At 67.1% G+C, this 16309-nt stretch carries 14 protein-coding genes and 1 pseudogene; 4 read left to right on the top strand and 11 right to left on the bottom strand.

Features of this window, described 5'->3' with window-relative positions:
* Nucleotides 1–300 precede the first annotated feature (300 nt).
* The gene (fxsT, locus tag OG735_RS39840; protein WP_327328014.1) at nucleotides 301–2865 is read left to right on the top strand and encodes an FxSxx-COOH system tetratricopeptide repeat protein; all 2565 of its coding nucleotides are present in this window, start codon (nucleotides 301–303) and stop codon (nucleotides 2863–2865) included.
* Here fxsT and OG735_RS39835 read toward each other — a convergent pair.
* Complete coding sequence (locus tag OG735_RS39835) at nucleotides 2859–3989, bottom strand: FxsB family cyclophane-forming radical SAM/SPASM peptide maturase (protein WP_327328013.1); 1131 nt, start codon at nucleotides 3987–3989, stop codon at nucleotides 2859–2861. The genes fxsT and OG735_RS39835 overlap by 7 nt on opposite strands.
* Nucleotides 3986–5785 (bottom strand): HEXXH motif domain-containing protein, encoded by a 1800-nt coding sequence (locus OG735_RS39830; RefSeq protein WP_327328012.1) that lies wholly within the window; start codon nucleotides 5783–5785, stop codon nucleotides 3986–3988. Before OG735_RS39830 ends, OG735_RS39835 begins: the two co-directional genes overlap by 4 nt.
* A 978-nt stretch (nucleotides 5786–6763) precedes the next feature.
* On the opposite strand from OG735_RS39830, the gene OG735_RS39825 reads away from it, so the two are divergent.
* Nucleotides 6764–7189 carry a VOC family protein gene (locus OG735_RS39825; protein WP_327328011.1) on the top strand — a complete coding sequence of 142 codons (426 nt, stop codon included), beginning with the start codon at nucleotides 6764–6766 and terminating at the stop codon, nucleotides 7187–7189.
* 414 nt (nucleotides 7190–7603) lie between these two features.
* Here the strand turns inward: OG735_RS39825 and OG735_RS39820 are convergent, their stop codons facing one another.
* Nucleotides 7604–8047, bottom strand: a complete 444-nt coding sequence (locus tag OG735_RS39820) for a GNAT family N-acetyltransferase (protein ID WP_327328618.1) — start codon at nucleotides 8045–8047, stop codon at nucleotides 7604–7606.
* A gap of 208 nt (nucleotides 8048–8255) precedes the next feature.
* On the opposite strand from OG735_RS39820, the gene OG735_RS39815 reads away from it, so the two are divergent.
* Entirely contained in the window at nucleotides 8256–8633 is a 378-nt protein-coding gene (locus OG735_RS39815) for a cupin domain-containing protein (protein WP_327328010.1), read from the top strand.
* 571 nt (nucleotides 8634–9204) lie between these two features.
* Here OG735_RS39815 and OG735_RS39810 read toward each other — a convergent pair.
* On the bottom strand, nucleotides 9205–10122 hold the full coding sequence (locus OG735_RS39810; RefSeq protein ID WP_327328009.1) for an alpha/beta fold hydrolase: 918 nt from the start codon (nucleotides 10120–10122) through the stop codon (nucleotides 9205–9207).
* 126 nt (nucleotides 10123–10248) lie between these two features.
* On the opposite strand from OG735_RS39810, the gene OG735_RS39805 reads away from it, so the two are divergent.
* Nucleotides 10249–10863 (top strand): TetR/AcrR family transcriptional regulator, encoded by a 615-nt coding sequence (locus OG735_RS39805; RefSeq protein WP_327328008.1) that lies wholly within the window; start codon nucleotides 10249–10251, stop codon nucleotides 10861–10863.
* Nucleotides 10864–10954: 91 nt separating this feature from the next.
* Here the strand turns inward: OG735_RS39805 and OG735_RS39800 are convergent, their stop codons facing one another.
* From OG735_RS39800 to pxpB, 7 genes and pseudogenes are all read right to left on the bottom strand, one after another.
* Complete coding sequence (locus OG735_RS39800) at nucleotides 10955–11131, bottom strand: hypothetical protein (RefSeq protein WP_327328007.1); 177 nt, start codon at nucleotides 11129–11131, stop codon at nucleotides 10955–10957.
* 445 nt (nucleotides 11132–11576) lie between these two features.
* Nucleotides 11577–11909 carry a hypothetical protein gene (locus OG735_RS39795; protein ID WP_327328006.1) on the bottom strand — a complete coding sequence of 111 codons (333 nt, stop codon included), beginning with the start codon at nucleotides 11907–11909 and terminating at the stop codon, nucleotides 11577–11579.
* A gap of 139 nt (nucleotides 11910–12048) precedes the next feature.
* On the bottom strand, nucleotides 12049–12780 hold the full coding sequence (locus tag OG735_RS39790; RefSeq protein WP_327328005.1) for a GntR family transcriptional regulator: 732 nt from the start codon (nucleotides 12778–12780) through the stop codon (nucleotides 12049–12051).
* A gap of 233 nt (nucleotides 12781–13013) precedes the next feature.
* Nucleotides 13014–13670: an ABC transporter substrate-binding protein gene (locus tag OG735_RS39785; RefSeq protein WP_327328004.1), complete on the bottom strand. Its 657-nt coding sequence runs from the start codon at nucleotides 13668–13670 to the stop codon at nucleotides 13014–13016.
* A gap of 382 nt (nucleotides 13671–14052) precedes the next feature.
* Nucleotides 14053–14433: pseudogene (locus OG735_RS42210) on the bottom strand (nitrate- and nitrite sensing domain-containing protein); the annotation flags it as partial.
* Between the two features lie 317 nt (nucleotides 14434–14750).
* Complete coding sequence (locus OG735_RS39780) at nucleotides 14751–15698, bottom strand: biotin-dependent carboxyltransferase family protein (protein ID WP_327328003.1); 948 nt, start codon at nucleotides 15696–15698, stop codon at nucleotides 14751–14753.
* Nucleotides 15695–16309, bottom strand: a complete 615-nt coding sequence (gene pxpB / locus OG735_RS39775) for a 5-oxoprolinase subunit PxpB (RefSeq protein ID WP_327328002.1) — start codon at nucleotides 16307–16309, stop codon at nucleotides 15695–15697. Before pxpB ends, OG735_RS39780 begins: the two co-directional genes overlap by 4 nt.

Genomic DNA, 16309 nt, shown 5'->3' with positions numbered 1-16309 from the left:
CCAGGACCGTCCCGGCCTATCCCACGGACGAACAGACACGTCACGGCCGCGATGCACAACATACCGGTAAGCCCCCCGCAGGGAACGCAGTTCACGGAAAACGAATTGCGTTCCTCCGGTAACACCTGAACGAGTGAAGTCCGCCAATTCGTTCGCTTTGAGAGATTCCAGCGGAAGCCTCCGTGCCCGCCCCCACTCGCGCTTCACGCCGTACCATACGGAGACGGCTTGGTGGCGTGCGACTTCTCCTTTCAGAGCCGGATCGTCCAGCACGCAGTAAACAACCAGGGAGCAGCCCTCGTGGAAGCCTTCACCCGCAGTCCGATCTTTGGCGAGGAGATCCCGGCCAGAAATTCGCACTTCACCGGACGGGAGGAGGAGTTGCGGACGCTCAGGCAGAGGTTGAACCACTCGGCAGTCGAAGTCCTCAGCCAACCGCCTCAGGCCGTCTTCGGGTTGGGTGGTATCGGAAAGACCGAGATCGCCGCGGAGTACGCCCACCGCTACGCCAGGGACTACGACATCGTGTGGTGGGTGCGTTCAGAACACGAAGACCGGGTGCGGGACGCCTTCGTCAAGTTGGGCAAGCGGCTGGGCATCACCCACACGGACGGCCAGCGTGACAAGTCCATCTGGGCCGTGATGGACGAACTGCGCGGCGAGCGCTACGACCGTTGGCTTCTCATCTTCGACAACGCGACGCAGCCCGAGGTCATCAAGCGTTATCTTCCCGTCGGCCGGCCACACGGCCATGTGATCATCACCTCGCGTGAGCAGCAGTGGCGCCGCCACACCAAGGCCGAGGGCATCGAGGTCACCCAGTTCTCACAAGAAGAGACCGTCGAGTTCCTCCGCAAACGTGTCCCCGACCTGGCACCGTGCAACGAGCAGGGCGACGCACTGAGCCCGGAGACTGAACGCAGTCGACACGAGGACGCCGTACGCCTGGCCGTGGCGCTGGACAACTTGCCGATCGCCGCGGAACATGCGGCGGCCTATCTGGCCGAGACCAGGGCCCCGGTGCGGGACTACCTGAGGATGTTCGAGGAGAACGCGCACGCGCTCCTCAGTGAACAGGTCGATATGGACTACCCCCACGCGGTGGCCGCCACGTGGAGCATCTCCAGCCATCAACTGGGCGAGGACGCATCCGAGTTGTTCAACTTGTGTGCCTTCTTCTCGCCGGAGCCCATGGCGGAGGAGCTGTTCCTGACCGGCGGCAGAGACGTGCACTCGCCGCCCGGGCTGGCCGATGTACTCGGCGACACCCGCCGCTTTCGCCAGGCCGCCCGGCGACTGCACCGTTTTTCCCTGGCGAAGATCGATGGAAAGCGCAACGTGGTGATGGTGCACCGAGTGGTGCAGCGCGTCACCCGGGGACAGATGGAGATCGAGCGGCCTCAGGACTGCGACGAGTACCGCACGGCGGTGCACGCTCTTCTGGCAGCCACCAATCCGAAAAACCCCGATCGCGAGAGCAACGACGCCCAGTACGACCGATCGCTCCAGCACCTCAGGCCGGCGGGGGCACTCCACACCCACAACCGCGATCTGCGGCAGCTCACCATCGACCAGGTACGCCGTCTGCACCTGAGGGGTGGTCACGAAGACTCGCTGCGACTCGGCGAGGAAGCGCTGCGGGCGTGGCGCGAGAAGTGGGGACGCGACGACGAGCAGGTGCTCCAGCTTGCCGTCGAGGTCGGCATCGCCATGCGCTTGGCGGGCCGATCCAAGGAAGCGCGGGAACTGAATCAGGAAACGTTCGAGCTGCTGACCAGTAGTTTCGGCGAGGATCACGAGGTCACCCTCATCTGCGCCAACAGTTACGGTGGCGACCTGCGCACGCTCGGCAGGTTTACAGATGCCCTGGAACTGGACCTCAAACTACTTCCCCTTTTCGAGCGCGTCTTCCTGTCGGACCATCCGCGCACGCTGAATGTGCGCAACAACCTCGGCGCGGATTACCGGCGCCTGGGCCGGTTCCGCGAGGCACTGGAGCAGGACCAGCTCACCTATACAGAGCGCGAGCGCGTGCTCGGTCCGACGGACCTGCGCACGTTGACGTCGAAGGACGCGGTCTCACATGACCTGCGCGGCTGCGGGGACTACGACCTCTCCCTCGACGTGGCACGGGATGTCATAACGGTCCTCACGCAGCGGACCGGGCCGGAGACCCTTGACTCGCTGAACGCGCAGAAGAGCTTCGCGGTAGCGCTGCGCAAAGCGGGACATTACGACGAGGCGCTCGAGGAGAGCGCAAAGGCGGTCCAGCGGTATACCGAGTTCCTGGGCAAGGAGCACCGTTACACCCTGCGGGCCAACATCAACCGGATCAACGACCTCAGAGTCACCGATCAATTGCGGGAGGCTGAGGAGTTGGGCCGCTGGGCGCTGGCACTGTGCCCAAAGTTGGACACGCCGAAGGGTGACATCACCTGGGCCACCATGGTGAACCTCGCGCTGGTCCTGCGTAGCCGCAACAGCCCCGAGGAAGCTCGCACTCTGGATGAAGCAGCAATGCGCGGCATGACCGAGCTCTACGGACCCGACCATCCCTTTACGTTGCAGGCCACCGCCAATCTCGCCAGCGACCTGGCCGCGGTCGGGGACATGGCAGGGGCGCGAGAGCTGGGCGAGCGCTGCTACGAGGCGAGCGGCCTGTTCCTTGGGAAGAACCATCCGGACACCCTCGCTATGGGTGCCAACCTCAGCTTGGACCGGCGGGCCACGGGTGATCAGGCGCGGGCCGAGGAATTGCGGGCTGAGATCCTGCGCCGTTACAAGGATGCGCTGACGTTGGAGCATCCGGTCGCGCGGATCGCGCAGCAGCGTGGGCGTGTCAATATCGACATCGAGCCTTATTGAGCAGCCCGAGCCAGATCCGCCGATACCCGGTCCCGGATTACGGAGATGAGGCGTAGCAGGTCAGGGCAGTACACGGACGGGTTGATAAAGCCCGTGGACCGGTGGTAGCGGTGGGTGAACAGCCCACCGCCGCAGGTCCGCACTACCGCACAGCTTCTGCAAGGCGCTGCCAAGGACTTGATGCCGCCCTGGCGAAGCCCGGTCAGAGGATGGGAGAGCGCGGTGTCGAACGAGTCGGCCGACACGTTCAGACCGAGATCAGCTGCCCCGGGGTAGGTGGCGCTGAGCGAATCGAGCTGTTTGATCGACCCGTCTGTGTCCACGACGACCACTGTCGAGGGACGCAGGCCGAGGCCCTCGACCGCGGGCGTGCCGCCCAGAACGGACTGAGTGACTTCCCCGAACAGCCGGACCCAGGTCTCCTGTTGGTCGTACCAGCGGTCGAAAATGGGTAGCAGCCAGTCCGCGTACGGGGTTCCGACCGAGTCTGCTTCCCGCCCGGGCGGTGGGTGCACCCACGTACCGTGCGGGAGGAGAAAGTCGACTGCCGGAGGCTTATAGGCCAGCAGCGCCTTATATGTGGTCAGCGGAGGGTGTTCCAGGTCGACCGTGCACAGCAAGCCGCTGAAGGCGTTCCTGAACCGGTCCTGTCCGAGCAGCCGCAGGGCGCGGTCGACATGGCGGTGGCTGCCCCGGCCGTCGGCGAAACGGCGGTGGCGGTCGGTGGCGCGAGCATCCCCGTCGAGGCTCACACCGATCTTGACGCCAATGTCGGTCAAGGTCTTCAGTCGCTCCTCGGTGAGCAGGACACCGTTGGTTTGCATGCTGACCTCGACTCGGGCCGGAACGGTGGCCCGAAGCCGCCGTACGAGGTCGGCAAGGAAGCCAGTGCCTGCCATCAGCGGTTCGCCGCCGTGCAGGATCACGGCGAGCGACGGCAGTCGGTGCGTCACGGCATGTGCGGCGATTCGCTCGACCGCGTTGTTCACCGTGGTCTCGCTCATCCGGCGAGGCTGGTCACGCCACGCCTGGTCAGCCATCTCGTACACATAGCAGTAGTCGCAGGACAGGTTGCAGCGGCTGTGGACCTTCAGAACGAACTGGCGGAACGGTACGGCCTTCATGAGGCCCTCCTGCGGGGTTCGTTGTTGGCGAGCCAGTCGGCCAGCTCCAGAGGATCGATGAGGTCGCCAGTGGTGTCATGGATCGCAGCGTGCAAGGCGATGGCGAGCGGAACCCTGCGGCAGAGGAATGCCGCGGCCGGGTCGGAGGACCACTTGACGGCGAGGGCCAGACCGGCCCAAACCTCGGGCTCCACAGGGCGCCGCCGGATCTCGCTGCGGTAGGCGGCCACCGCGGTCAGCAGGTCGCCGCGCAGAAGGGCGGCATCTGCCTTGCTGAGGCCCAAGTTCGCTGGGCCGCCCTGCGCTTCCTCGTCCAGTAGTCGGCGGGCGCGCGGCGGATCCACATATCCCAGGGTCAGCAGCATCCCGCGAGGGTGGGAGCACTGCACCCCAGCGGATCGGATCCGGGACGGCACGCTGGACCACTCGGCGACATCCGGAGGCCGCCCCGCCGTCCAGCGCGCGACCAAGCGGTCCACCGACTCCGGGTCCACCACGGTGTGGCGAGCCTCCCATGTCGTCCGGTGCTCGTACGAGGCGCGCAGGGCGATGCGGCGGGCCGCCTTGGGAGCCGGGTCGCGTTGCCACCGGCGAAGCTGGAGACCGGCTGCGGCGACGAAGCGCTCCCCCTCGGCGGTAAGTCGGCTCGACGCGAGCAGGCTCTTAACGACGCCCAAGGTCTCGGCACAGCGTCGTACGAACTCCGCGTGACCTCGCAGCGCCTGATCGGCCGGCATGTGCCACCGCTGAGTACGCCAGAACCGGGTGACGCCGAGGTAGGCGTACGCACCGTGCAGCAGCCCCCGGGACGGGCGCGGGTCGTCACGCCACGGTGCGTAGGCCAGTTCGCCCTTCCTCGAGTCGACCAGTGGAAGAAGGTCAAGGACGGCGCACAATTTCAGGTGCTGGAATTCGTGCACCAAGGTTTCGGCAAGCGTCAGGTCGTCGGACGGTAACGAGGTAGCGACCGCGCCGAATGTCGATGGAGAGGTGGCGGCGACGGTTGATCCCGTCCGATCGGCCTGCAGGGGCACAACCGTACGCATGGAGACAGAAATGGCTTCTGCGTCGTTGCGGTGATGCGCGGCGAGAATGCGCCAGGCACCGGCGAACCTTTCGGACCACTGCCGCAGTTCCCTGTGGTCGACCGTCGCCAGGCGGGGGTGTCGGTAGCGGTCCAGGTACGGCGTGGAACTGTCGACGTCGAGTTCGAGTGACAACCCGGCGTGCCGGGCGACCACTGACGGCGGGCGCATTGCAGGAAGTCCCATGGCCGCCTCGCCGGTGACGAGCTCCAGCCGAACGCCGGAATGCCGGAGCCGGGCGTACCCTCGCACGGGCGTGCATAACGAGCCGAGACCGGGGAGTACGAGCAGTCCGTCTGGCAACGCCACCGGCAGGTTGAAGTCCAGCCCGGCCCGGACGCCGGCGACTGCAGCGAATGCCCCAGCCTGGGAGAGGTCCGCCCTCAGTGCCAGACTGTCGGACTCCACATGTTCCAGACGCAGCAGGCAGTCGACGGCCCAGGCTCCGAGCTGCGGCATCTGGAGCACCTTGGTGAGGATGTCGGGAGCTTTCTGCTGGACGCGATTCAGCAACGCCCACGCCCCGGCCAACTCCAGTTCGTCATGGGCTGCGGGGAAACGCCGACCCGCTTCGGCGATCACACTGTGCAGGAGCAGAATGTGCTTACTGCGTTCCGCCTCACACAGGCGCAGGAGGGTCGTGGGATCGCCGGCACCCTCGGCGAGCTGGGCCAGGTCCGCCTGGAGGAGCCCATGCATACCGATCTTCATATGCCCGATTAGATGTTCGCATTGAATGAGTAGAGCGGTTCTTGTTCGTCTTCGATTCTCTGCAGCAACAAACGTACCGATGCACGGAGTCCCGCCGACGGCAGATCATCTATCTGCGACAGTTCCAAATCAGTCAGTTTCGGAAGACTCGACTGTGGAACTTCTCCTGATTGCTCCATCCGCCGCCCCCATACGAACGACGCAGCGCAAACACCGCCGCGGTAGATGATGAGCCCGGCTCCGCCTCTGCGCCCCGGCGGAGGCTCGACCTCAATCGTAGCCTCGTTCTCGGAGCGTGACTCGTATGTGGGGGAATACGGAGCCATCCCGCAGCGGCCAGAGGAAAGCGGTCCGCAGGAGCAGCGTCCGAAACCTGCCAGCATGCTTGGTACCAAACCCGCTCACTGACAAGGCAGTCCGGGCCCTGGCCCGCGTCAGCCGTCAGCCGTCAGCCGTCAGCCGTCCAAATAGTCATCCGAGTCTCCCCGAGCCACCACGCACAGCCGGACGGGTCGCCCTGTGGTTCACCCGCGGACGGACGGGGCGAGAGGGAACGCAAGCGCTCCCCTGGGCCCGCTGCTGAGTATCGCAATACGGTGGAGCGGGCCATCGGAAGCTGAAACAGTTCAGAGACATGGCAACCGCCACGACGAGCGCGGATACGTCTGCCTCGGCACCGTCGTCGCCGCCGCCCTCCTCATCTGGCTCCGCTCGTCACCGAAGCAAAGGATTCCAACGGCGGCTCACCTGCGGCCGGAGCACAGCCGAAGAACCGCGTTGCCCCAGCCAATGATTGGCCACTAGGGTCGGTCGGGTGACTGCCGGGTCGGCCATGGGCCATGCACGAGTGAGGTTCCCGGCCTCGGCGTGAGCGCGAGGCGGGCAAGAGGCCCGCCCACTTCTCCGCGTCTTTGCTTCCGGCGCCCGCGTACGGCGCCCCGTCCCAGCAATTCCCAAAGACCCGGAGACACACCACCGATGCCGTACGACCAGCAGTACCCGCACGAAACCGAGCTGTCGACCTCCGTCCAGCTGAACCACACCGCCATCTACGCCAGAGACCGGCACCTGTCGGCCGAATTCATCGCCGCGATCCTGGGGCTGAAGGTCAGTGCTCCGTTCGGGCCGTTCCTGCCCGTCGACCTCGGCAACGGCGTGACGCTCGACTACTACGAGAAGCGGGACGAGCCGATCCAGTCGCAGCACTACGCGTTCCTCGTGCCCGACGCGCAGTTCCACTCCATGATCGCCCGTCTGGAGGCGGTGGGGGTCACCTACTACGCCGACCCCAGCCACACCGAACCCGGCCAGATCAACCGTCTTTTCGGCGGTCACGGCGCGTACTTCGACGACCCGGACGGCCACAACATCGAGATCATGACTCGGCCCTACGTCCGCCCCTAGCAGGCCGTCTGGCGGCGGTCCGTCGGGCACTCCTTGCCAAGTGGCTCTCCAACTTCGTGGCCCGGGTCAACGCCTGGGCCAGCGGGGTGGGCCGCTTGGCGGGGAGGGGACGAATACTTGACCAGGTCGACGAGCTACCTGATCGGGCTCGGCGGGCACGACCATCGTGGCGGTGGCGGCGAGACCGGGTGGCTTTGTTCATGAGTTACGGGATCAGGCACACACTCCGTGAGGACGATCAACGGAGTTCGGTCCCGGTGACGTAGCGTCATCTGCCCGGCTCCGGCCTGCCGTCCTCGCTTCCTGCCTCGCCGGTGCTGCAGTGCGGACTCGCAGCGCGCGGTCCACGGCGCGACCAACTCCTCGACCAGATCACCAAGGTGGGAGCAGGGGATGCCGCGCCCACAGTCCTCTTCACGTTCCGAGGGCCCCCGGACGCGGCAATCGCACCATGTAGATGTCGATCGGGTCCTGAACCTCCACTGTGAACCCGTGGCGCTCGTACAGCCGCCGGGCGGCGCTGCCCTGCAGGACGTTCAGGCGGACGAGCACGCCGTCGACATCGGTCCGGTCCAGCAGTGTTCGCAGGACAGCCGAACCGATCCCTTGTCCCTGGATACCTGGGGCGAGATAGAAATGCTCCAGCCACTGCGCGTCCTCGGCCGGCCGCAATGTGACGCAGCCCGCGAAGGCGCCATCGGCCAAGATGACCGACGTGTGCTGCGGCGAGAAGGAATCCCGCAGCCGCTGCCGGACCCGATGCTCGTCGAACCGACCCAACCGCTCCAGGTCCGGGCGCATCACCATGGCCCGCAGCTCCGCGATCGCCTCGACATCTGCTAGCTCCGCGGGGCGCATGGCCCATTCCATGGGCCGGTCCGACTTGAAGCCAGGCACCACCTGGCCCGCCTGTATCTCGTCCGTCTCTGTTCTCGCATCCACGGCTGGATTGTGTCAGGGGGCCGCTGGGACGACGTGCGCAGCAAGATCGATCACCTGCCACTCACGAGCAGTCGGGCACGGTCACCGCGCACCGCAGATCTCCCGCCCGCTAAGGTGACGCGCCATGACGACCTTTGAACACTCAGCCGCCGGGCCCACTTCCCCTTCGTTCGCTGTGCACATTCCGGACGCTGAACTCGAGGTCGAGCCGCTCGACCCCGATCAGATCGTCTCCGGGGAGCCGGTCGTTACCGGCAGGGTCCTGTGGGAGTCCGAAGACGGCAAGCAGCTGCGCGGCATCTGGCAGATCACACCGGGCGTGGTCACCGACACCGAGGCCAATGAACTGTTTGTCGTCGTGAGCGGGCGCGCCACCATCGAGGTCGAGGGCGGTGACACGCTGGAGGTCGGGCCGGGGGACGCGTGCGTCCTGCGCGAGGGGGACCGTACGACGTGGACGGTGCACGAGACGCTGCGCAAGGCGTACCACATCAGCTTGTGAGGCCCCGCGCGCGGCGAGGTCGCCGCAGCAGGCCAGGCGCCCACCGCATCCCCGCCCGTTCCCCCTTGAACGCCTGGTGACCTCGGAGTCCGACCTGTCCACACCGCCCGCCGTCCGAGCACGGCGACGGCTTCGACCTGTCCGGCGACTTCGAAGACGTAGCAGCCGAGGTCGGGAGACTCGGCGACGCGCCGGCGGGCCGTCACGGTGGGCCAGCAGCATGCACGTCCTGTTCCTGACGGAGGCGTCATACGCGGAGTTTCAGACGGAGCGTCACGATCCTCGTGTGGCGGGTTTCGACTGACAGGCGGCGCGAGCACGCTGACGTGATCGGCGGCGGTGCTCGCTCCGGCGTTGCCGGGCCGCAGCCGTCCGGCAGTTCGCCGACGCGCGCGAGGAGTCCCATCCCCGTACTCGTTGGTCTTGGCCTGACGCCGAAGACACCACCTGCGCTCAGCGGGCGAGCGGCACCGCGTCCGCAGAGCCGCCGTTGCCGCGCAGTGGCACCACGACACTGGCCACGGTGACCGGCCGCGGTCGCGGTCCCGTGGCCCATCGGCTCCGACCGTGGTCAGCCGACGGAGTCCATGAAGCTCAGCATTTGGATATTGATCTGCTCTGCGTGGTCAATCTGCGGTCCATGGCCGGTGTTTGAGACGATCTCGGCGCGGGCGCCCGGTATCAGGCGCGGGACGCGCTCCACTTGCCGCTGCGGGTGCACGAGGAGGCTTCGCTTGCCGAGCAGCAAGTAGAACGGGGTGCGGATGGTGCGCAGTTCGTCCTCCATGAGAGGAAGCGGAGCCGGGCGGCGTATGCGGTAAGCGCGGACGCCGGACCTGATCATCGTGCGCAGTTCGGGCACGATGAGGACCGGCTGCTCCAGCCAGGCTGCCAGGCGCGGGCGTAGCGCCTTGGGCGCGAAGGTCGCGAAGAGGCTGGCGAAGATCCATACGAAGAAGCGGAGACCCACCTTCTCCAGTCCGCCGGGATCGAGCAGAGTGACCGAGGCAAGGCGGCCGGGCCTGCGGTGCGCCTGGTTCAGGACGAGCCATCCGCCGTAGGAGGAGCCGACGAGGTGGACGCGGTCCAGGCCAAGGCCGGCCAGCGTCTCGTCCAGCCACTGTGCGGCACGTTCGGGTTGGTGGATGGGTTCGCGCTGCACGCTGCGGCCCGGGTCGCCGGGGGTGTCGATCGCGTAGACCTGGCGTTCGGAGCTGAGCGCAGCGGTGTTCGGGTACCACATGGCGGAGCAGCTGCCCGCCCCGTGCACCAGGACGATCGGGGTGCGGGACTGGGCAGCGGGGTCCGTGGGGCCGTACCGGTAGACGTGCGTGGTCCCGAAGCGGGTCTCCACGTCCATCTCCGCAATCGCGGCCGGCCCCAGGGCGTAGACCGCGTCGCAGGCCGCGAAGTAGCGGTCACGCAAGGCGTCGTTCACATAGCGGCCGACATCACGCTGGGTACGGGCGCGGGTCGTGGTCTCGGGCACGGTGGGCCACCTCCAGGAGCATCCGTTCTTCGTGATACGACCGTACCATAATAGTGGTACGGCCGTATCATGAAGATGGCCCGACAAGGCCTCAGAGCAGAGGAACCGAGGAGCGGAGACCCGGCAATGCCCAAGCGCGTGGACCACGATGTACGGCGCACCGAGATCGCCGAAGCACTCATCCGGGTCGCCGGGCGGCGCGGATTGCACGCCGTGGGGATGCGCGATGTGGCCGCAGAGGCGGGGATCTCGCTGCGACTGGTGCAGTACTACTTCCAGACCAAGGAGAAGCTGCTGCTCTACGGGCTGCAACACCTGGCCGGAGGATTCGGCGAGCGGGTCGCCGCCCGGGTTCGGGCCGCCGGGGACGACCCGGGGCCGCGCGCGATGATCGAAGCGCTACTGACGGCGTCGTTGCCGACCGACGAAGAGAGCCGCACCTTCCACCTCGTCTACACCTCGTACGCCGTACTGGCTGTCACGGACAAGACGCTTGCCGCGCAGCCCTTCCTGGACAACCCCAATGCCGCCGAGGACACCGTGGCCGGACTGCTCCACAAGGCCAAGGACGCCGGGCTCATCGGCCCCGATGTGGATGCCCGTGCGGAGGCGATCAGCCTGCTCGCCATGTCGGCGGGACTTGGCACCAGCATCCTGGTCGGCCAACGCAGCCCGGAGTCCGCCGATACGGTTCTGGGCTACCAGCTGGACCGGCTTTTTCAGGGCGGGCGTAATGATTGAGGATCCAACGAGCATTCCCGCGCGGGTTCGTTGGTGCCCCGGCTGGAGACTCTCGTCACGTTCACCCGCAGGCGCCGCTCGAGCTCGGCAATCAGACGCTGCCGATCCCGCGGTTACGCCACACCCCGGCCAGCGCCACAAGCGTGATCCAGGCCCGCTCACCCTGGGCCTGCGCAACTGCCATGCCGACCATGTCATCGCCCAGCACCACAACCACGGCGGGACCGCCGGTACGGGCCGCGGCCATGACCTCAGAGACGGGGAACACGGGGGCGAATCGTCCGCCGACCAGTCCTGATCCCACATCTGGACAGCACGGTCCGGATCGTCGTCGCGGAAGTCGCCACAATCGCCGGGCCGGTATCACCACCACCTTGCGGACAAGTCGCCACCGCATCACCGGCGCCTGGCCGCGCACTATCGAAGCGGCATCCTGCCTCACTCATTCTCCGCGCCGATCCGACACCCGTCGAACGCACGGGCAGGCGCCTGCCGCTGACGCCGACGACACAGCAGACACCACGTCACGCACCGTGCTGCTCGGTCTCCCGCTGAGTACACCTTCAGTTCGTCACGCGAAGGCCAGATTCACGGGGTTGCGGCTCGCGGGGGCTCCGGCAGGCTGCCGATTGGTCCCTCGGCTGCACGACCCTCGTCTTCGTGACCGCCCTCCTGCTTTCCCGGCGAGCACGAGCGTGGTCACGAAGTCCCGCTCATCTGACGAAGACAGGAGCACCGCCGCCGTCGTCACTCACGACCGCCAGGAACACGACCAGTCCCACTATCAGAACGATCAACACCAGACAGCACGGTACCGAGGACGGCGCCTTGAGGGGTGGTCGGGCTGCGACCTGCGCGGCCACTCGTCGTACGTCACCGGCGTGGTACCACATCTTGCTGGCATACCCCGTCGTGGTCATCCAGCTCTTCGAACGGACCCGCACCCCATGGGCCTGCGCATTCAGGTACACCGACTGAGTACCGACGCCCGGCCACAACGAGCTCACCTGGCGCTCCGTCAGCCAGCTGTCCTCCTCGTCCTCCATACTCAGCCCCTCCCCCATCGGCTTGTGACACGTTGCTATGAACTGTCCCATGTTGAGAGGGAGTTCGTCCGCCCATTGCCGCCCGGGACATCAATGGGGTGGCCCCTATCGGGAGATACCAGGTGACCTGGTGTGGACGTCAGGACGGATTGGGTCCACCGGCGGCCGCTTTGGCGGGCTTGTACGCGCTGATGATCTCGTTCTCCGCGTCGGTGAGGTATTCCTTGAGGATCTGTTCTGCGGCGGCCGCGTCGCGCGCCTGGAGCACGGCCAGCATTTTGCGGTTACGTCGCAGGTAGGGCTCATGGAAGGTCCGGGGGTCTTCCATCACGTGAAAGACGAGGCGCAGTTCGGCGAGGACCTGCTGCATGAAGTCCTCCAGGCGCGGAGAGCACGACAGTGCGACGATCGCCTGGTGGAAGTGCATGTTCGCGGTCCCGACGTCTGCCCAGCGGCTTTCCTCGGCTGCGCGTTCGCCTTCCTCTGCGGCGGCGCTGAGTGCCTGCAGCACCGAGTCGGGGGCCGTGGGGAGACTTCGGACCGCGGCCGTCTCGATGAAACCCCGGACGCGGTAGAGGTCGACGGCATTTTCTTGGCTGACGGTCCGCACGAAAACACCGCGATTGAGTTCGTGGTCCAACAGCTTCTCGTGCGCCAGCAGCCGGAATGCTTCGCGGAGGGTGTTGCGTGACACCCCGAGCGCACCCCCGAGCGCTTCCTCGGACAGACGAGTGCCCGGAGGGAGGAACCCTTCCATAATTCGGTCACGCAAGATGCCCGCGACCCGCTCCGCAGTGCTGCTGCGTCCGAGAAGAAGCTCCCGGTCCTTACCCAGCGCGGCGGTCAGTGCTCCCAGAGCGTCGGTGCTCACTCGATCTCCCCAGTGCTCATCTTCCCTTCCCAGTATCCACGGACACCGTGGAATTGTTCAACATGTAAATTAACCTCACGTAGGATGCTGGCTTTGAGGTGTTTCAGGAAGGCGGCCACAGTGGCCGCCTCGCGCAGAGCCACTTCCGCTTCAGCAAGCGCCAGCCGGACCCCGGGACAGCGGTGCGGTCCTGCGGCGAAGGACAGGTACTGGCGGACGGCGCAGAGCCCGGATCAGTCCTCGCTATCGGTCTGCGAAAGGAGGTCCGTGATGGTGTTTGCACCGTCGCTCCCGAACCGGTCGGTGGTGTGCACGATGGCGAGACGGCGGATGGGCTGGTCCTTGGCACGCTGCTGTTTGAGCAGGGAGAAGAACATGCGGCCGAAAGTTGCGCCGGTCGGCCCAGTGCGGAAAAACCATTCGCGGCCTCGTGGTGTGAGCGACGTTGCGGAGGACTCTGCGTTGACGAACGGAACGCGGAGTTGTTCGGTGCGGTCGCTCGCGGCGAGAGTGACGGCGGACTCGTAGCCGCCGCTGAGCGCTGCGGGGTTCTTCTTCAACAGCGTGTCAACTGCGCCGGCCGCTCGCTGGGCGTCTCCCCCGGTGTCCTCAGTGACGACCTTGATGCGGGCACTGTTGAGGTGCGGCAGGCCGGCCGCCTTGGCCAGGGGCAGGGCCAGGCGTGGCATGGCGGTGTTGATGACGGTGGCGGCGAATTCCGCGCCGCGGCGGGCGCTGAGGCCTGCGGAAGCGTCCGGCCCGGTCAGAGGCGCCAGATAGCCGATCGTAATCGCTGCGGAGCTGGTCATTTGGTCGGGACCGCTGCTGCCGGTGCATGCCGTGGAGACGAGGAGCACAGCGCAGGCCAGCAGGGGGCGCAGTGGGTTCATATGGTGTGAGCCTTCTGAGGCAGGGGCGAGGGCGTACCGGCTGGGTCGGGTTCCGGCTCAGGCCGGGCCTGGGTCGTCCTCGTCGTTGAAAGCGGCTTCGCCTTCGACCCAGCGGCGGTGCTCTCTCCATGCCTCCTGCGAGGAGAAGGCGGGAGCGGCTGCATCGCTCGTGTCCGGAGTGTTCGGCGACGACGGGTGAGGTGCGGGGGGTTGCGTGGGCTGCGCCGGCGGGGAGGGCGACCGGGTGGCCTTGCGGGGTACGGCGGCGTGACGCAGCTGGGCCTGCGGAGCAGGGGCCTGCTGCCGGTGTGACAGCGGCTGCTGAGGGTCGTGAGGGACGATCAGGGAACCGGGCAGGATGACCGTCGCAACTGGCGTATTCCGTCGCGCGGGCTATGAGGTCGAAGCTGCGGATGTCGCGGATCAGCGACTGCCCCCCGGGCTGGGTGGCCAGACCGGATCCCATGTCGAGGAGGTTGGTGACGGCGGCCGTGTACTGCGCGAGGATCGAGCTCTCGGTGAGGCTCGCATTCCGGGCTGCGGCCCGGATCGAAGGCAGGCCGCGTATGTCGGCCAGTGTTCTGTCGAGCCGGAGCTGGAGAGAGCGGTCGTCATCACTGTCGATGCTCTGGGCGGCCCATGCATAGGTGTCGGCCACACGGTCCACGACCTTCTGCTGGGCCTCGACGTCGGCGGCGCGAGTCTTGCGTCGGCCGGCGATGAAGCAGGCCGTCAGGTCACGTTCGGTCTGCAGCGCGGACACCAAGGGCAGGGCGCGCTGCTGCAGCCGGGCCAGCGTGGCCAGTCGGCCGTAGTCGTTGGCTTGGCCGATGGAGTCGGCGACGGTACTGGCGACCAGGGCTACGGCGAGTGTGGTGGGAATCGGGACGGCCGCGGCGAGTTTGCCGCTCACGGGCCAGTCGCCAAAACGAGCGAGACGGAGCAGCGTGCCACGCTGGGGCAGCTGCCGTTTGGGGCGGCGGCGTGCCCGCGAGGATCGGGACTGGTCGCCGGCTTCCGATTCCGTGGTGGGCTTGTCTGTGGATATGTGGCGGGAGGCCGCGTTGGATCCTCGTGGCGTCACTGCGGAAAGCTCTCGGTGTGTGGCTCGCGCCCGCGGGCAGCGGCCAAGGGGCGAACGAGTAGGGCCCTGCGCCTCCGCCGGCCGGCCCTGTGGGGGCTGAGCGGGCGGAAGCTGACGCTCTGCCCAGGACGCAGCTGCGCGGCCCGGTCGAGGTCGTGGTCGGCGATCACGGCGATGACGGGGTAGCCGCCGGTCACGGGGTGGTCGGCGAGGAAGAGCACGGGCTGGCCGTTGGGCGGGACCTGCAAAGAGCCCAGGGCGGTGCCCTCGGAGGGCAGTTCGCGATCGACGGCTCGCTTGAGTACCGGTCCCTGCAGACGGGCGCCGATGCGGTTGCTGTCTGCACTGACCTGGTAGGCGGTGGAGTACAGCGTCTCCATCGCCTCGAGGGTGAACCAGTCTTCCCGAGGGCCGGGCAGGATTTCGAGTGTGGGGTGCTCGGGGAAAGGCTCGGCGGGGGCGAAGTCGACGGTGGGGAAGCTGCTCGGAGGGGATCCGACGGGTAGTCGGGTGCCGCCGGCGAGCACGGCGGGGCCGATGCCGGAGAGCGTGTCGGTGGACCGGGAGCCGAGGACTTCGGGTACGACGATGCCGCCGCGCACGGCGAGATAGGTGCGCAGGCCGTGGGTGGGCAGGCCGATGGTGAGCTGCTGACCGGGGTGCACGATGACGGGGCCATTGGCTGCGATGGTGCGTCCGTCCAGGGTGGCGGGGCACGGAGCGCCGGTCAGAGCAATGGTGGTGAGCGTGTGGAAGCGGACGCTCAGACCTCCGTAGGTGAGCTCGAGTCCGGCTGCGACTTCGGCGTTGCCCACCAGGCGGTTGGCCAGCCGCAGGCTGCCGCGGTCTGCGGCGCCCGAGGTGCTGACGCCGAGGGAGGCGTAACCGTGGCGGCCTAGGTCCTGCACGGTGGTGAGGGGGCCGGGCTTAAGGATTTCGATCATTTCGACACCTGGACGAAGCGCACGGCGCGGCCGGGCAGGAGGAGGGCGGGCGGGGTTCTGCTCAGGTCCCACATCACTGTGGGGGTGTGGCCGATGAGGTTCCATCCGCCTGGGGATTGACGGGGGTAGATGCAGGTGAAGCGGTCGGCGATGGCGACGGCTCCCGCGGGGACCTGGGTGCGGGGCACGCTGCGGCGGGGAAGATGCAGGAGCGGGTCGAGCCCGCTGATGTAGGCGAAGCCGGGGGCGAAGCCGCCGAAGGCGACGGTGTAGGCGGCTTCGGTGTGGCGTTGGATGACTTCGCGGGTGGTGAGGCCGGTCAGCTGGGCTGTCTCGGCCAGGTCGGGCCCGTCATACACGACAGGGATTTCCAGGGCGTCCTGGTGGGCGTGCCGGGCGGTGGTGGCCTTGCGGGAGCTGACTGCCTGGGCGAGGGTCTTGCGTGTGGTGATGGCGGGGTCGAAGACGATGAGCAGGGTGTGGGCCGCGGGGACCATTTCGACGATGCCGGCTTCGGGTTGGTCGCGAAGGCTGTTGTGGAGGCCGAGGACCTGTTCCAGGTTCTCGAGCTCGATGAGCAGGCTTCGGCTGCCGGCGGTCAGGAGGCGCAT

The organism is Streptomyces sp. NBC_01210 (genome assembly GCF_036010325.1).
Lineage (GTDB): Bacteria > Actinomycetota > Actinomycetes > Streptomycetales > Streptomycetaceae > Streptomyces.
The sequence above is the reverse complement of the archived record's forward strand: the minus strand, read 5'-3'. Positions and strand labels throughout refer to the sequence as shown.

Excerpts from the sequence above, each read along its gene's own strand:
- OG735_RS39805 (WP_327328008.1), top strand. The coding sequence starts at position 10,249 with ATGCCCAAGCGCGTGGACCACGATGTACGGCGCACCGAGATCGCCGAA.
- OG735_RS39785 (WP_327328004.1), bottom strand. The coding sequence starts at position 13,670 with ATGAACCCACTGCGCCCCCTGCTGGCCTGCGCTGTGCTCCTCGTCTCC.
- pxpB (WP_327328002.1), bottom strand. The coding sequence starts at position 16,309 with ATGCGCCTCCTGACCGCCGGCAGCCGAAGCCTGCTCATCGAGCTCGAG.
- OG735_RS39820 (WP_327328618.1), bottom strand. The coding sequence starts at position 8,047 with ATGCGCCCCGCGGAGCTAGCAGATGTCGAGGCGATCGCGGAGCTGCGG.
- OG735_RS39835 (WP_327328013.1), bottom strand. The coding sequence starts at position 3,989 with ATGAAGGCCGTACCGTTCCGCCAGTTCGTTCTGAAGGTCCACAGCCGC.
- OG735_RS39825 (WP_327328011.1), top strand. The coding sequence starts at position 6,764 with ATGCCGTACGACCAGCAGTACCCGCACGAAACCGAGCTGTCGACCTCC.
- OG735_RS39780 (WP_327328003.1), bottom strand. The coding sequence starts at position 15,698 with ATGATCGAAATCCTTAAGCCCGGCCCCCTCACCACCGTGCAGGACCTA.
- OG735_RS39830 (WP_327328012.1), bottom strand. The coding sequence starts at position 5,785 with ATGAAGATCGGTATGCATGGGCTCCTCCAGGCGGACCTGGCCCAGCTC.
- OG735_RS39795 (WP_327328006.1), bottom strand. The coding sequence starts at position 11,909 with ATGGAGGACGAGGAGGACAGCTGGCTGACGGAGCGCCAGGTGAGCTCG.
- OG735_RS39815 (WP_327328010.1), top strand. The coding sequence starts at position 8,256 with ATGACGACCTTTGAACACTCAGCCGCCGGGCCCACTTCCCCTTCGTTC.